Origin of the sequence: Gordonia sp. PvP123, assembly GCF_040547295.1 — a bacterium.
GTDB lineage: Bacteria > Actinomycetota > Actinomycetes > Mycobacteriales > Mycobacteriaceae > Gordonia > Gordonia terrae.
In genome coordinates this window covers 410,162-426,472 of record NZ_JBEPPN010000006.1, presented here as the reverse complement: position 1 = coordinate 426,472, position 16,311 = coordinate 410,162, and the positions used below count along the sequence as shown (strand labels likewise).

Annotated in this window: 13 protein-coding genes; 10 read left to right on the top strand and 3 right to left on the bottom strand. The window is 67.3% G+C overall.

Annotated features, from left to right (window positions below; all coding sequences use genetic code 11):
- The first annotated feature begins 44 nt into the window (after positions 1-44).
- From ABIC25_RS14470 to ABIC25_RS14460, 3 genes are all read left to right on the top strand, one after another.
- The gene (locus tag ABIC25_RS14470; RefSeq protein ID WP_354561998.1) at positions 45-1,250 is read left to right on the top strand and encodes an acyl-CoA dehydrogenase family protein; all 1,206 of its coding nucleotides are present in this window, start codon (positions 45-47) and stop codon (positions 1,248-1,250) included.
- Positions 1,251-1,258: 8 nt separating this feature from the next.
- On the top strand, positions 1,259-2,335 hold the full coding sequence (locus ABIC25_RS14465) for an acyl-CoA dehydrogenase family protein (protein ID WP_354561997.1): 1,077 nt from the start codon (positions 1,259-1,261) through the stop codon (positions 2,333-2,335).
- 172 nt (positions 2,336-2,507) lie between these two features.
- Positions 2,508-3,161 (top strand): response regulator, encoded by a 654-nt coding sequence (locus ABIC25_RS14460; RefSeq protein ID WP_101819961.1) that lies wholly within the window; start codon positions 2,508-2,510, stop codon positions 3,159-3,161.
- Between the two features lie 20 nt (positions 3,162-3,181).
- Here the strand turns inward: ABIC25_RS14460 and ABIC25_RS14455 are convergent, their stop codons facing one another.
- Positions 3,182-3,559: a LytR/AlgR family response regulator transcription factor gene (locus ABIC25_RS14455; RefSeq protein ID WP_354561995.1), complete on the bottom strand. Its 378-nt coding sequence runs from the start codon at positions 3,557-3,559 to the stop codon at positions 3,182-3,184.
- Positions 3,560-3,569: 10 nt separating this feature from the next.
- Between ABIC25_RS14455 and ABIC25_RS14450 the strand changes: the two genes are divergently transcribed.
- The 7 genes from ABIC25_RS14450 (at position 3,570) to ABIC25_RS14420 (ending at position 12,202) form a co-directional block, all read left to right on the top strand.
- Entirely contained in the window at positions 3,570-5,462 is a 1,893-nt protein-coding gene (locus tag ABIC25_RS14450; RefSeq protein ID WP_435529076.1) for a sensor histidine kinase, read from the top strand.
- A gap of 116 nt (positions 5,463-5,578) precedes the next feature.
- On the top strand, positions 5,579-6,400 hold the full coding sequence (locus ABIC25_RS14445) for an alpha/beta fold hydrolase (RefSeq protein WP_101820076.1): 822 nt from the start codon (positions 5,579-5,581) through the stop codon (positions 6,398-6,400).
- A 93-nt stretch (positions 6,401-6,493) separates the two neighbouring features.
- Positions 6,494-6,856: a UBP-type zinc finger domain-containing protein gene (locus tag ABIC25_RS14440; RefSeq protein WP_101819964.1), complete on the top strand. Its 363-nt coding sequence runs from the start codon at positions 6,494-6,496 to the stop codon at positions 6,854-6,856.
- 67 nt (positions 6,857-6,923) lie between these two features.
- Entirely contained in the window at positions 6,924-7,859 is a 936-nt protein-coding gene (locus ABIC25_RS14435) for a cupin domain-containing protein (RefSeq protein WP_354561993.1), read from the top strand.
- Positions 7,790-8,134 carry a cupin domain-containing protein gene (locus ABIC25_RS14430; RefSeq protein WP_354561992.1) on the top strand — a complete coding sequence of 115 codons (345 nt, stop codon included), beginning with the start codon at positions 7,790-7,792 and terminating at the stop codon, positions 8,132-8,134. The genes ABIC25_RS14435 and ABIC25_RS14430 overlap by 70 nt, the downstream gene beginning before the upstream one ends.
- 492 nt (positions 8,135-8,626) lie before the next feature.
- The gene (locus ABIC25_RS14425) at positions 8,627-10,294 is read left to right on the top strand and encodes an HNH endonuclease signature motif containing protein (protein ID WP_354562040.1); all 1,668 of its coding nucleotides are present in this window, start codon (positions 8,627-8,629) and stop codon (positions 10,292-10,294) included.
- Between the two features lie 261 nt (positions 10,295-10,555).
- Complete coding sequence (locus ABIC25_RS14420; RefSeq protein ID WP_354561990.1) at positions 10,556-12,202, top strand: acyl-CoA synthetase; 1,647 nt, start codon at positions 10,556-10,558, stop codon at positions 12,200-12,202.
- Positions 12,203-12,257: 55 nt separating this feature from the next.
- Here ABIC25_RS14420 and ABIC25_RS14415 read toward each other — a convergent pair whose 3' ends face one another.
- Complete coding sequence (locus ABIC25_RS14415) at positions 12,258-14,750, bottom strand: polynucleotide kinase-phosphatase (RefSeq protein ID WP_354561989.1); 2,493 nt, start codon at positions 14,748-14,750, stop codon at positions 12,258-12,260.
- Complete coding sequence (locus ABIC25_RS14410) at positions 14,738-16,159, bottom strand: 3' terminal RNA ribose 2'-O-methyltransferase Hen1 (protein WP_354561987.1); 1,422 nt, start codon at positions 16,157-16,159, stop codon at positions 14,738-14,740. The genes ABIC25_RS14415 and ABIC25_RS14410 overlap by 13 nt, the downstream gene beginning before the upstream one ends.
- Positions 16,160-16,311 lie beyond the last annotated feature (152 nt).

The following is a 16,311-nucleotide window of genomic DNA, read 5'->3' as shown; positions in this document are numbered from 1 at the left end:
CTCCGAGTACGACCGCCAGATCGAGCAGGACAGGGACAACGAGAATGACGACCACGATGCCGGGCGCGATCACGCTCGACGACTACGAAGCCCAGGCACGGGCCTGGCTCGACGCGGAACTCCCGGCGCGGGCTGCACAGGAGCACGAACCGAACTACGCCATCTTCCACAACCGGACCCACGACGAGGAACGCGCGCTGATCGACGCGGCTCGGGCCTGGCAGGCACGACGCGTGGACGCGGGCTTCGGCGCGATCACCTGGGGTCCGGACTGGGGCGGCCCGGGCCTGACAGCGGGTCATGAACGCGTCTATGTGAATCTCGAACGCGGGTACCAGACGCCCGAACGCCATGAGAATGTCTTGGTGACAGTGGAATTGGTCGCGCCGACCCTGCACGCGCTGGGCACCGAGGAGCAGCGGCAACGGTTCGTCCGCCCGTTCCTGCGCGCGGACGAGCTGTGCTGCCAGCTGTTCTCCGAACCCGGAGCGGGTTCGGACCTCGCCGGGTTGTCGACGAAAGCGGTGCGTACCGGGGACACCTGGCGGATCGACGGCCAGAAGGTGTGGAGCTCCGGCGCGCAATTCTCGGAGTGGGGTCTGCTCATCGCCCGGTCCGACCGGTCGGTGCCGAAACACAAGGGCATGACCGCATTCATGGTGCCGATGGACACGCCCGGCGTCGAGATCCGGCCGATCCGGCAGATGTCCGGCGGATCGACGTTCAACGAGGTCTTCCTGTCCGATGTCGAGCTGCCGGATTCCCTGCGGGTCGGTGCCGAGGGCGACGGATGGAAGGTCGCGCTCACCACACTCGGTTTCGAACGGAACTCCAGCGCCGGAATCGTCAGTGCCGGTGGCAACAGCGTCGATCTCGCTCGTCTCGTCGACCGTCTCGGGCTGTCCGACGACCCGCTTGTCCGGCAGCGCCTCGGGGACGCCGCGATCTACGAACGGGCAGCGGCACTGATGGTGGCGCGCTACGCCGAACGTGAGCGCGCCGGTGCCGTCCCGGGAGTCGAGGGTTCCATCGGGAAACTCGTGTGGACGCAGAACCTGAAGCGCGTCGGCGACGCGGCAGCATCGTTTCTCGGCGATCGGATCATCGCCGACACCGGTGAGTCCGACACCTTCGCATGGTCGGAGCATCTCCTCGGCGCACCCGGTTACCGCATCGCGGGCGGCTCGGACGAGATCCAACGGAACATCATCGGCGAACGCGGCCTCGGACTGCCGCGCGAACCCCGCTAGGAGTACACATGCCCATCGAACTCACCGTGGAGCAGCGCGATCTACAGGCTGCCCTCACCGATGCGTGGTCGGATCACGCTCCCGCACAGGATCTCTGGTCGTCGATTCGGGAACTCGGCCTGACCGAGATCCCGTTCCCCGAGGACCTGGGCGGGGCTGGATACGGGTTGAAGGACGCGTCGGTCGTGATGACCGCCCACGGTCGCCGTCTCGGTTCCTCGCCCTATCTCTCGTCGGTGATCATGGCCGGCCTCACCCTGCTCCACGCCGCCGACGACGAGGGCCGGCGAGCACACCTGCCGGCCATCGTGACCGGTGAGCGTCGTGCGGCGCTCGTCTGCGGTTCCGCGGTCGTGTCCTCGTCGATCGACGCCGAACTCTCCGAGCGGGGCACGCTCCTCCTGAACGGTCGTCAGGACGTCGTCCTCGACGCCGCGTCGGCCGACGTGCTGGTGGTCGTGGCGCACAGCGCATCGGGGGTGGAGCTGGGTGTCGTGGAGGGCGGCGCTGCCGGAGTCCGCCGCGATGTGTGCGAAAGCCTCGATCTCACACGGGAGTTCGCCTGCGTCGAGTTCGCGGGCGCGGAAGCGGCCCGGGTGTCGGGTCCGCGGCTCGCGAAACGCCTGGGCCGGGCGCGCTCGCTGATGATGATCGCGCTGGCCGCCGAGCAGGTGGGGATCGCCCGCCAGTGCCTCGAGATGACGGTCGACTACGCGAAGACGCGGCAACAGTTCGGCCGGACCATCGGGTCGTTCCAGGCGCTCAAGCATCGCCTCGTCGACATGTTGGTGGCCACCGAGTTGGCCGAGGCGGCGGTGCTCGACGTCGCGGACGCCGACCGTTTCGACGATGCCGATCTGGCCGAGCGGGCCGCGTCGGCGCGGGTGCTCGCCGGGCGCGCCGCGATGTTCGCCGCCGAGGAGGCCATCCAGATCCACGGCGGCATCGGGTTCACGTGGGAGCACCCGCTGCATCATCACTTCCGGCGGGCCAAGACCGATCAGTTGCTGTTCCAGGACCACGCAGTGCACGTCGACACCGTCGCGCACGCGATGCTCGGACGGGCTCGCGCGACGTCGGTGTGATGGTCGGCGGAGCGCGGCCACCGATGCGGGGCGTTGGATAGAGTACGGCCAGTGCGCCGGCTCGGGTGCTGCGCGTCGTGTGGGGAGGTTTGCACAATGAGATCGGTTCGTCGGTGCCCGCTGAACTCCGGTCCCGCGCGCGGGACCGGTTACGAGAGCGCGTCATTCTGAGATGACGCTGCGTGTTGCGCTCGCAGACGACGACGTGCTGCTGAGGGAGGGTGTGGCGAGTCTGCTGACGACCGCGGGGATGGAGGTCGTCGGGCAGGCCGGCGACGCCGACGAACTCCTGGCGGTCGTCACCGATCGCCGGCCCGACCTCGCGGTGGTCGACATCCGGATGCCCCCAGGGCACACCGCCGAGGGGCTCGACGCCGCTTTGCGGATACGTCGTGAGTATCCCGAGATCGGCATCCTGTTGCTGTCCGCCCATGTCGATGTCGAGCACGCTCTGGAACTCCTGGAGGGCGGCAGGGGAATCGGCTACCTGTTGAAGAGCCGCGTCACCGATGTCAACGATTTCGTCGACACCGTGCAGCGGATCGCCAACGGGGCGTCGGTGATGGATCCGGCACTGGTTCACGAGCTCGTCGCGGCGCGGCGCCGGGACGACCCGCTCGAGGTGCTGAGTGCGCGCGAGCGCGAGGTGCTGACGCTGATGGCCGAGGGTCTGTCGAACGCGGGGATCGGGCGCCGGTTGTGGATCACCGAGGGCACCGTGGAGAAGCATGTCCGCAGCATCCTGACCAAGCTGGACCTGTCGGAGACACCGGACGATCATCGCCGGGTGCGAGCCGTCATCGTGTTCCTCGACGCCACCACCTGACGGGGCTGCGTCCGCCTGGATCAGCTCGTCTCGGCGAGTGCGGCGCGGACGCGATCCGCGGAGAGCGCGAACTTCGGCACGAAGCCGACGGCCGAGCTGGCGTCGATCATGTCGGCGAACTCGTCTTCGTCATGGGTGGAGACGAGCACCACCGCGGGCGGTGACCCGCTCATCGCGGCGTGCAGTGCCTCGGCCACGTCGAAGCCGCTCTCGCCGCCGAGATCGATGTCGACGAGCGCGACGTCGGGATGGGCCGATGCGGTCTCGTGCAGTGCCTCGGCGAGGGTCGAGGCGGTTCCGACCACCGTGATCCCGCCGGCTTCGAGCATCCCGCGGGCTGAGGTGCGGAAGGCGGCGCTGTCATCGACGATGAGGCAGCGCAAGCGTGGGGGTTCCATACTGTCGAGCGTGTCAGACATCGATGGGCGGGTCATTCCCGCTAGCCGGAACATCGAGCGCGCCCCGCTGTGGGAGCGCATCGCCGCGGTCGTGCTCCGTCCCACGTCGCCGCCGTTGAAGTGGGGTGTGATCACGGCCGCGGTGTTGATCGCGGGCGAGGCGCTGGTGGTGCACTGGCTCAAGCAGTTCTCCCCGGAGAACGCATTCGGCGCAGTCTTCTTGTTCGGCGTCCTGGTCGTCTCGGCCGGCTGGGGCTTCTGGCTGGCGCTGGCGACATCGGTGGCCAGTGCTGCCGCCTACGTGTGGTTCCACGCGCTCGAGGGCAGCGGCAGTGTCGCTCCCGCGGTCGCGGTGTTCTCCGTCCTCGCGCTGCTCACCAATCTGCTGGTGGGCCAGTCGCGGCTCCGGGCGTTGGAGTCCGACCAACGTCGCCGGGAAGCCGACCTCTCGGCCTCGCTCGCCCGCACGGTACTGCGTGCGGCGGACCCGTCGGAGGCGCTGACCGCAGCGAGCGCGCGCCTGTCCGAGGTGCTCGAGTTGCCGACGCCAGGAGCGATACTCGGCGAGCCCGACGTCGAGTGCGGAGAACACCTGGAGTGCATCGTGCTGCTCGATGACGAACGACCGGTCGGCTCGCTGCTCGTCTCCGCAGAGGTCAGCGATGCCGATCGACGCCGCATCCGTCGGATGGTGCCCAACCTCGAAGCACTGCTCGCCGCTGCCCGTGACCGCGAGGTCCTGTACAACCAGACCATCTCGATGGCCCGCAGGCAGGCGGCGTTGCGCCGCGTGGCCACCTTGGTGGCCCGACGTGCCGAACCGAGCGAGGTGTTCCACGCCGTCACCGACGAGTTGGCCGACGAACTGGGCGTCGAACACGTCACCCTGGTGCACTTCACCGGCGAGGACGAGTGCGAGGTCCTGGCCGCGCGCGATGACGAGACTGCGGCAGGGCCCGACGGACTCGTTGTGGGCGAACGCATCCCGCTCGGTGGTAGGAACATCTCGACCATGGTCTTCGAGACCGGCGAGGTGGCGGCACTGGACTATTCGCGGGCGACCGGACCCATCGGGGACCGCCTCAGACGTCGGGGTATCAGCTCGGGGATCGGGGTGCCGATCACCGTCGACGACAAGCCCTGGGGTGCGGTCATCGTCGGTGTGACCCACCGGTCGGCTCCGCCGGATCTGCGTCTGCGACTGTCCGATTTCGCCGATCTGGTGGCCAGAGCGGTCTACAACAGCGAATCGCGCGCCGCGCTGAACCGTTCGCGCGCACGTGTCATCGCCGCGGCCGACCAGGCGCGCCGCGCCATCGAGCGAGATCTGCACGACGGAGCCCAGCAACGCATCGTGTCCCTCGGCATGGACCTGCGAGCGGTGCAGGCCACCATCCCGAACGAGCAGTCGGATCTCCGGGACAAGCTCGACACGGCGGTGGACTCGCTGTCGCAGATCCACACCGATCTGCAGGAACTGTCCCGCGGTATCCACCCGGCGATCCTGTCTCGCGGCGGTCTCGCGCCGGCTCTGAAAACGCTGGCCCGCCGGTCACCGGTACCGGTGTCGCTACAGATCTCGGTGAGCGGGCGATTGTCCGAACCGGTCGAGGTCACGGCCTATTACGTGGTGGCCGAATCGTTGACGAACACCGCCAAGTACGCCCAGGCGTCCGGCGTGAACATCGCCGCACGCGTCGACGACGACGTGCTGGTTCTGTCGGTCGCCGACGACGGGGTCGGAGGGGCGTTGCCGGACAGGGGTTCTGGACTCATCGGACTCCGTGACCGGGTCGAGGCGGTCGAGGGCGCCTTCAGCGTCGACAGCCCGGCCGGCGTCGGCACCACCGTGCGTGCGGAGATACCGCTGACCGGAGCGGCGACCGCGTCCACTACCGGCTAGCCGGTAGTGGACCCACCGGTCAGCGTCCAGGTGAAATGGTGGTCAGCATCGACGACAACGTCGCCGGTACGGACGAGTCTTGTGGTCAGACAACAGTCACCGACCAGGAGGACACCATGCCGTACATCACCACCACCGATGGCACCGAGATCTACTACACCGAGCAGGGCACGGGCCGGCCCGTGCTCCTCAGCCACGGCTGGCCGCTGTCCTCGGATGCCTGGCAGGTCGAGCTGAAGCTGCTCGCCGATGCCGGCTACCGGGCGATCGCGCACGACCGCCGGGGGCACGGCCGTTCGTCGAAGACCGGCTCCGGCAACGACATGGACACCTACGCCAAGGACCTCGCCGAACTCGTCGAAGCCCTCGACCTGCACGACCTGGTCCTGATCGGCCACTCGACCGGCGGCGGGGAGGTCGTCCGGTACGCGGCGAAGTACGGCAAGGGCCGCGTGGCCAAGATCATCACCGCCGGAGCGGTTCCGCCGCTGATGGTGCAGACCCCCGACAACCCGGAGGGCACGCCGATCGAGGTCTTCGACGGCATCCGCAAGGGCGTGCTCACCGACCGGTCGCAGTTCTACCAGGATCTCGCCGAGACCTTCTACGGGGCGAACCGTGACGGCGCGCAGGTGTCTCAGGGTGCGAAAGACGACTTCTGGCGCCAGGGCATGCTCGTCAACCTCTCCGCGGCCTATGACTGCGTCAAGGCCTTCTCGGAAACGGATCAGACCGAGGACCTCAAGGCCCTCGACGTCCCGATCCTGATCGCTCAGGGTGACGACGATCAGATCGTGCCGATCGTGGCTGCCGCGGACAAGGCGATCAAGCTGGTGAGCAACGGCACGCTCAAGGTGTACGCCGGTGCCCCGCACGGCATCTACGGCGACTACCAGCAGGCTCTCGACGCCGACATCCTCGCGTTCATCGCTGAGTGACCCACGCTCCGGACCGGCGGGGTCCCCCTCACCCCGCCGGTCCGGTTTCCGCGCAACCCAGCCGACCGCGGTGCCTACGAACGGACTCTCCCGATGACGATCGACAAATCCATCAACACGTCCATGCCGCCGAGCGGCCCCGGATGCGCCGACTGCGAAGCCTCGGGATCGTGGTGGTTTCACCTACGACGCTGTGCCGAGTGCGGTCACGTCGGCTGCTGCGACGAATCGCTGAACCGCCACGCCAGCGGTCACGCCGCACACACCGGGCACGCGATCATCCAGAGCTACGAACCCGGCGAGGACTGGTTCTACGACTTCGCCACCGAGGAGATGTTCACCGGTCCGACACTGGCCGCGCCGACCGCACACCCCCGCGACCAAACCGTGCCCGGCCCACGCGCACGGGTTCCCGGCGACTGGATCGCTCAGCTCAATCAGGCCAACTCCGGTTGAGTTCTCGACCGCAGCATCTCCGGCAACCACCTCGGCACACTTCGGCCACGAACAACGGGAGCACACCATGGACACGCCAGAGACCGCCATCGGCCACGAAACCCCCACCGTGGGCAACCCCGATCTGCCGCCGGAAGGCAGGATCAACACCGTCGGACATCCGCGCAGCGTGGAGATGCGGGGGCCTCGCAACCCGGCGATCGACAGTCAGTTCCCCAACCAGATCGATCCGCCCGCAACCGATGTCAGCACGCAACCGTTCTTCTGGTCGTCGTTCAACATCTCCTCGCGCCGCATCCAGGCCGGCGGTTGGGCGCGCGAGCTGACCAAGCAGGACTTCGCGATCTCCGACGAGATCGCAGGGGTCAACATGTACCTCGAGCCCGGCGGCATCCGTGAGCTGCACTGGCATCAGACCGCGGAGTGGGCGGTGATGACGCGTGGCAGGTGCCGGGTGACCACCATCAGTCGGTCCGGCCGGCCCAGCGTCGAAGACGTCGAAGAAGGCGATCTCTGGTTCTTCCCGGCCGGCACCCCGCACTCCCTGCAGGGGCTGGGTCCCGACGGCGCCGAGTTCGTGCTGGCCTTCGACGACGGTGACCAGTCCGAGAGCAACACGTTGCTGCTGACCGAATGGTTCGCCCACACCCCACCCGAGGTGCTGGCCAAGAACTTCGGTGTGGCACAAGAGGTTTTCGCCGACATCCCGCTGCACAACCTGTGGATCTTCCCGGGTGAGGAACCCGGTGAGCTGGCCGCCGACCAAGACGCGGCCGGCGTCGAGTGGGGTGCCGACGAGCCGGTGATCTTCCGGTTGTCGCGCTCCAAGCCGCTGATCGAGAACAGCGGCGGCAGCATCCAGATCGCCGACAGCACAACTTCCCGCTGTCGAGTACCGTCGCGGCCGCACTGGTCACCGTCGAACCGGGTTCGATGCGGGAGCTGCATTGGCATCCCAACGCCGACGAATGGCAGTACTACCTTCGCGGCTCGGCACGAATGACGGTGTTCAACAATGGCCCCCACGCCAACACCATGGATTTCCGGCCCGGCGACGTCGGCGTCGTCCGCCGGAATTACGGCCACTACGTCGAGAACACCGGCGACGACGTGCTGCAGTTCCTCGAGGTGTTCCGGGCCGACAAGTACGAGGAAGTCTCCCTCGCCCAGTGGCTCAGCCATGTTCCGCCCAAGCTGCTCTCCCAGCACCTCAACATCGACGAAGCCGCCCTGGCCACCTTCCCCCAAGGCACACAGGGCATCACACCGTTGCGGTAGGTCCACGCACTCGACGGCGGGCGTCACCTGGCGGTCTGCTGCAGCAGCGTGCTCATGGCCTCGCCAGACAATACGATCGTCGACGTCGCACTTCCGTCGATAACCGGTGACCCCAGCGCCTCGTTGTCCATGCTGAATGGACTGTGGGCGCCGACCTCTTGGTGCCGCCCTGCCCGCCCGGCTGCCGGTTGACCCGGCCCCACTCCGTTGCTTGAGCCGGCACCGAGCGAAGCGAGGCGCCGAGTCGAAACCACCTGGCGACCAGAACATTCCGGAGCAACCACGGCACCGTCGAGCGCGGGGTTTCGCCGGAAGACGTCAGCCCAGTCCGGCGCCGTCAGCGAATCCATGTGCACCGCATCTCGTCTGCGACGGACTGATGTTGCTGTGGACAACCATCCGAAATTGTCGGTGGCCGGGTTTAGATTGGTGGGTATCAGATCACTCTGCTCGGGGCGGGTGACGAAACAGGCGTCGGGGGGCGTTGTGAGGGTGTGGACCGATCTGCCGGGCGAGTATCTTGCCGGGGTCGATCCTGCCCGCGCCGGTGAGACCGACATGGTCGTGCTGATGGGCGGCCTCGACGCCACCCGGCGAGGCGAGTCCTATCTCGCCTGGCATCGATATCAGACGATCGCAGTGATGGCCGACCGTCTGGTCACCACCAGCGCATCGGGGTTTGTGATGGACGGCCACGCCGACTGCGCGGCCCGTATCACCCGCCAGGCCGGGGTGTCGCGGCGGCAAGCCGAGATCTTGATCGATGAGGCGATTGCGTTGCGGGACCGGCTGCCCGGGGTCGCTGAGACGTTGCGGGACGGGACTCTGGCGCAGTGGCAGATCCGGTTGATCATCTCCCGCACCGAGTTGATCCCGGCCGACGACCCGATCACCCCCGCCCTGGATGCCGAGATCGCCGCCACGCTGCGTCGTCGCACCGGTGTGTGGGATCGGGCCCGCCTACGCGACATGGTCGACCGCCTCGTCTTCCGCCACGACCCCGATGCGGTACGCCAACGCCGCAAAGACGCGATGGACCAACGTGGCGTGTGGACCCACGAACTACCCGACGGCACCGCCGAACTCACCGCGGTCATGTCGGCGGAGAATGTGCGGATCTCCGCGAAAGCCGTTGGCATTCTCGCTGATGCGGTGTGCAAAGCGGATCGCCGCAAGCGCGGGCATCGCCGGTCTGATGCGATGTTCGCGCTGTTGACCCGGACCAGCTTCGAGTGTCAGTGCGACAGCCCAGAGGAATGCAGCGCACAGATACCCGACCTGCAAGATGTGCTCGACGCGGTCCGCGCTGAAGTGGTGATTCATGTGGTGACCGATGCCGCGACCCTGGCCGGGGCGCCGGGGGTGGGATTCCTCGACGAGCACGGCATCATCTCCGATGAGCATGTCCGCGACCTCGCCGCCCGCTCTGATGCCACTCTCGCCCCGGTCACGCCTGCCCGGACCCAACCCACCTATGTCGCCGAATCCGTCGGCGACGACGCTGAGCGGCAGACCGCGCAGCGCCCGGCGCCGGCTCAGCAGACTCGCGCAGATGGCGACGAACATTCCACCGCGACGAAGCCTGACAGCGCGACCGATGCCGCCACCGCAAGCGTGGCAGTGGTATATCCGGCGACCCATCCCGGTAACGGGTATCGGCCCACCACCGCGTGTGCCGATTTCGTGCGGGTTCGGGATGGGTATTGCACCGAACCCGGTTGTACCCGTTCGGCATTCGCGTGTGATCTGGACCATGTCGCCGAGTACGACCACACCCACCCTGACCGGGGTGGGTCGACGTCGAGTGAGAATCTCAACGCGAAATGCCGCGCTTGGCACCTGCTGAAAACCCACCGTGACTGGGTGGATGAGCAGTACCGCGACCGCGAGGGTCGCCTGATCACCGAGTACACCACCCCGGAAGGGGTGACCTTGTACGGAGATGCCGAAACCCTCGAGGACAGCTTCCCGAACCTGCGGCGTATCCGGTTCGAGCAAGCTGCTCAGGCACCACCCACACCCCGTGTGATCGCCCCGGCCGACAACCCGGAACGCACCCACAGCCGACTCGACGCCAAACTGGCCCGCCGGCGGAACGAACGCGCCCGCAACAAGCGGGCCCGCGAAGAACTCGACCGGTTGGACCCACCTCCCTACTGACCCGAGACGGTGCGGTGCTCCAATCTGATGACGCGGGTTGTCAGACTTGGTAGCCTAACGCCACGAGTTCGCCGCTCGGCCGACCCCGCATCGGGGCGGCGAACGGCGGCCTGAGTACGTGATGTTGCGAACGGTGCAGTGCCCGAATTGATTCGGGTGAAACGGACATCGGCCAGCCGGGCCGGCAATATCCTGCATCTGTATTGCGACCGGTGGCGAAGAAGGCGACAACGCGGCCCAGCCGCGAAAGGTGGGGTGGACATGGTCTCGGTGACCGGTGCAGTCGGCACGGTGGTCGAATCGGCGCAGGACGCGTTCGGCGCGTTCAAGGTCCTCAGGCGGGCGGGTCTGGTGGATCCGACGCGACCCAAGGAACTGTTGACGACGGTCAAGCGTGCCAAGATCATCGGCCCGTGCGCGGCAGCAGTGGCGCACGGGGCCGACGAGTATCCCGAGGCCGGAGCGGTCGCCGACGAACACGGCGAGCTCACCTTCGGTGAACTGAACGCACACGCCAACGCGCTCGCGAACCACCTGCTGTCGTCGGGCATCAAGCCCGGAGCGGTCATCGGCGTCATCGCGCGGGACCATCGTGGCCTGCTGACCACCATGAGCGCCGCGGGCAAGGCCGGTTTCCGCCTCGCCATGATGAACACCGGCTTCGGCAAGACGCAGTTCGCCGAGGTCGCTGAACGCGAGAAGATCGTCGCGATGCTCTACGACGAGGAGTTCACCGACCTCGCCGACTCCCTGCCCGCCGACACCCTGCGCATCGTCACCTGGATCGACGGCAACCGCCCGATCGGCGACGGCGTCCGGACCCTCGACGACATCGTCGACAGCGGGGACTCCTCCACCCCGCCCGAGCCTCCCGAGTGGGGCGGTCTCGTCATCCTCACCAGCGGTACCACCGGCCTGCCCAAGGGTGCCCAGCGGTCGAAGATGTCGCCATTCGCCAGTGCCCTGCTCCTGGACCGCATTCCGATTCCGCAACGCAGCGCCATGGTGATCGTCTCGCCGATCTTCCACTCGACCGGTTTCGCGCTGTGGGGCGTCGGGACCGCATTGGGCAACAAGACCGTGGTGATGCGCCGGTTCGACGCGGAGAAGACCCTCGCCGCGATCGCCGAGCACAAGGCCGAGGTGCTGGTCGCGGTCCCGACCATGCTGCACCGCATGGTCGCACTCGGACCCGACGTCATCGGCAAGTACGACGTGTCGTCGCTGAAGATCATCGTGCTCGCGGGTTCCGCACTGTCGCCGACACTTTCGGAAGCAGTGCAGGACACCTTCGGCGACGTGCTCTACAACCTGTACGGCTCGACCGAGGTGGCGATCGCGACGGTCGCGCAACCGAAGGAGCTCCGCCTGGCGCCGGGCACGGTGGGTCGCGCGCCGGTCACCAGCCGGTTGGCGCTCTTCGACGACGACGGCAAGCGGATCTCCGGAACCAACGTTCGCGGAAGGTTGTTCGTGCGCAACGGTGCCCCGTTCGAGGGGTACACCGACGGACGCAACAAGGAGATCATCGACGGTTACATGTCCACCGGCGACATGGCCCGGTTCGACGAGCACGGACTCCTCCACATCGACGGCCGCGACGACGACATGATCGTCTCCGGCGGTGAGAACGTCTACCCGCTCGAGGTGGAGAACCTCCTGGGCCGGCATCCCGACATCGACGACGTCGCGGTCATCGGAGTCGACGACGACGAGTACGGAAAACGCCTGCGCGCCTTTATCGTCGTCGCCGAACACGCCAACCCGACGCCCGAGGACATCAAGGCCCACGTCAAGGGTCACCTGGCCCGGTACAAGGTGCCGCGCGACATCGTCTTCACCGACGAGCTGCCGCGCAACCCCACCGGCAAGCTGGTCCGCCGTCACCTGCCCACCGGGCCGCTCTGACCCTTCGTGACGCTCGCAAGCTCGCTCCTCAGGGAGCAGAGGGGCGAGCACGGGGTCAGAGCCGCGGGTCGACGGCCTCCGACTCCATTGCGAGGACGCCGAACACGCACTGGTGGACGCGCCACACGGGCTCTCCGGCCGCTGCTCGGCGGAGTGCTTCGAGCCCCAGCGCGTACTCGCGCAGCGCCATCGACCGTTTCAGGCGGAGGTTGCGGTTCTTGAGACGGGACAGTGTCGACGGATCGGTGTAGTCGGGACCGTAGATGATCCGCAGGTACTCGCGCCCGCGGACCTTCAGCCCCGGCTGTACGAGGCCCTTGGGTCCGCGCACGAGATTGCCGAGCGGCTTGACGACCATGCCCTCGCCGCCGCTCTCGGTGAGGTCCTCCCACCAGGTCACGCCGGCCGCGCGAGACGACTCCGCAGTGGTCTCCACGACGAGGCGACGGGTGGTCCGGAAGAGTTCCGGGTCCGCCGCGATCAGGCGGTCGGCGATGCCGAGGTGCCACTGGTGGTCTCGGGTCTCATACGTCGCGGCATCCCCGGCGAGGACCTGGAAGGGCGCCACCTGCACACCCAACGGTGAGGCGATCGGTTGAACGTGGTGGCGATAGGAGTCGACGAAGAGGCCGGCGTTCACGGCGCGCATCCGGGTCCGCGCGAGTAGATCGCCGACGTCCGCGCCTCGCGCCTCCGCAGCCGTCAGTACGTCGATCGTGGCCGGCAACGCGGACGTCGCCGCGGCGCCGACCCTGGCGTACTGACCACGAATCATCGCCTCGGCCTTCGCAGTCCACGGCAGTACCTCGGCGTCGACGAGGAGGTGGGCGGTGTCGAGCTCCGCCCACAAACCGGCGGCGGCGACGGCCTCGGCGATCCGCGACAGCACTGCCGTCTGCCGTTGATCGGCGAAGAAGGCGCGTCCGGTTCGCGAATGAACGGAGCCGGACCCATCGCGCGCCACCCGGATGACAGCGCGGGACCCCATGTGCTTCTCCTCGCAGATGACCCGAGCGACCGAGTGCTTTGCGTAGTGGTCGAACGCCTGATCCGGGTGCTCCAGGAATCCGTCGCGCGACGAACTGTCCACCGGCGACATCGTCGGCGGCAGGTACAGCAGCTCCGCCGGTGGGATCGCGAACCTGCTCATCACTTCCAGTGCGCCCGCGGCGGTCTCGTCGCGCACGGAGACGCGGCCCAGGTGGTGGGTGTCTATGACGCGATGCCCGAGGACGTCGCTCAGTGCCAGCACCTCCGGGCGGCGCGACGGCGGGGCCAGGGGGCGAACGGGCTGGTAGTACGTCGACCGTGCGGGTACCGACACGACCTCTCGCTCGGGGTATCGCAGGGCCGTGAGCTTTCCCCCGAAAACGCACCCCGTGTCCAAGCACATCGTGTTGTTGATCCACTGGGTATCCGGCACCGGCGTGTGCCCGTACAAGACCGTTGCCGCACCGCGATATTCGTCGGCCCACGGGTAACGGATGGACAGGCCGAACTCGTCGGTCTCGCCGCTGGTGTCGCCGTACAAGGCGAACGCCCGCACCCGGCCGGACGCCCGGCCGTGGTACTTCTCCGCGAGTCCTGCATGTGCGACGACGAGTCTGCCGTCGTCGAGCACGTAATGGGCGACGAGGCCGTCGCAGAACCGGCGCACCTCGGCGACGAATGCATCGTCCTCGCCCGCGAGCTGGTCCAAGGTCTCCTGGAGGCCGTGGGTGGCCTTGACGTTCCCACGACCCAGTGCTCGAACGAGTTTCGCCTCATGGTTTCCCGACACGCACAGGGCGTTTCCGCCGGCGACCATACCCATCACCAGTCGAAGAGTGCCCACCGAGTCCGGGCCGCGATCGACCAGATCGCCGACGAACACTGCTCGGCGGCCATCCGGATGCACGGCGTCCACTGCGCGTCCGTCGTCGCGACGGATCGCGTATCCCAGTCGTTCGAGCAGGACTTCCAGCTCGTCGCGACACCCGTGCACGTCGCCGATCACGTCGAATGGACCGTGTTCGTGCCGCCGGTCGTTGAACAGACGCGTCCGTACGATCGACGCCGACGCGACGGCCTCTGGGGAGTCCAGGACGTGGATCGTGCGGAAACCCTCACGCTTCAGATTGCGCAGCGACCGCCGTAGCTGGTCGTGCTGACGCTTGACGACGTGGGCGCCGAAGTCCCGATCCGGTCGAGAAGCGTTGCGCTCCAGCGTGAGCGCGACAGGAAGGTCGAGGACGATCGCCACCGGGAGCACATCGTGATCCTTGGCCAATGCCAGCAGCGACCGGCGTGCCGATGCCTGCACGTTGGTGGCGTCGACGACGGTCAGCCGGCCGCGATCGAGGCGCTTGCCCGCGATGTACTCGAGCAAGCCGAACGCATCTGGCGTCGCTGCCTGATCATTCGGGTCATCCGAGATCATCGCCCGGCACTCGTCACTCGACACGACTTCGGTCGGACGGAAGTGGGTGGCCGCGAAGACGGACTTGCCGGAACCACTCGTTCCGACCAGGACGACCAGGGACAGTTCCGGAATGCTCAGTTCGGCCATGCTGTTCCCCCCGTCGTCGTCAGTTCGGTGAACACGGCCATCTGCGTCGGCGACCCGAGCTCCTCATCGCACTCGCCGACGGACCGGAGATCGACGGCGTACCCGTAGGATTCACCCACCGAGCGGGCCCAGGTCCCGAACTCTTCTCGGGTCCACTCGAAACGGTGGTCGGGGTGTCGGAAGCCGCCGGCGACCAGCGCCGGATACCGCACGTTGTACTCGCTGTTGGGTGTCGTGACGACCACCCGACGAGATCGCATGGTCCCGAAGACGTTGTCGACGACCGCCGGGAGCCGGGGTGGGTCGATGTGTTCGATGACCTCCATGAGAATCGCCAGATCAAGACCTGCGAGTCGGTCGTCCTCATACTGCAGCGACGACAGCAGCAACGTCAGGCGTTCGGATTGTCGCTCGGTCATCCGGTCGACATGCAATCGCTTGGCTGCCTTCGAGAGGGACAAGTCGGACACGTCTGTGCCGATCACCTTTGTCACGCCGCGCAACTCGAGCAACGCACCGAGCAGTGCTCCCGGACCACACCCGAGGTCGACGATCGTCGTCGGCCGGAACTCTCGCACGACGTCGAGGACCGCATCGTGGCGCAACCGCACCAACGGGCGCGAGACGTCGGGTTCGGCGTCCTCCGCAGCTTCCTCGACCGGCCGGTCGTCCAACTCGACGAGCCGTTGCGTGGCAGCATCTTTCAGCCCTCGCTGGTGGACCAGATAGCGATGGGTGATCAGCTCCCTCTCCGGGTGGGTGGCCAGCCATCCCGCTCCGGCGCGGACGAGTTTGTCCACCTCGTCGTCGCCGACCCAGTAGTGTTTGGCGTCGTCGAGCACCGGCAGCAAGACGTAGAGGTGATTCAGTGCGTCGGCCAGGCGAAGGGAACCGACGAGGGTCAGCGACACGAGCGGTGCATCACCCCAGTCGGGCCTGGTGGAGTCCAGGTCGATCGCGTCGGCGGTGACGGCCCATCCCATGGGTTCGAACAGGCGGCGGACCAGGGCAGGGTCGCCCGGAACCACGGGGAGGGCAATCGTCAGATCCAATTCCGAATCCGCGAGTTCTTCCCGATGCGCGCAGCGTCCGTGCAGGGCCGACCGGAACACCTTTCCCATCGCCACCGCCAGCAACGACGACGCAACGTAGGGGCGGTCGTTCACGTATTGCCCCAGCGCGAACCCGTCCCGCGCACCAGAACGCCCCCGCACCAGGGAAACCGGATCGACCTCGATGACCATCGCGGCCGTGCACCGATCGTCCCCGACCTCGGGGTAGAAGACATGCGCCGTGCCCCCGTACACCTCGAACGGCTGCACCTTCGCCGGATGCTTGTGCAGCAGAAAGCCCAGATCGCTCGGTGTGTCGAGGGTCGACGAACGTTCGGCGGAGATGGTCAACAGCATCAGGACAGTGTGACCGACCGCCGTTCACCGGGAAACAGGTTTCTCGCCTCGGAACCCTTCGAGGCTCGTCGCTATCGCTCCTCGCACCTCAGGGAGCGGAGGGTGCCGTCGCTATCGCTCCTCGCACCTCAGGGAGCGGAGGGGTGTCGTCG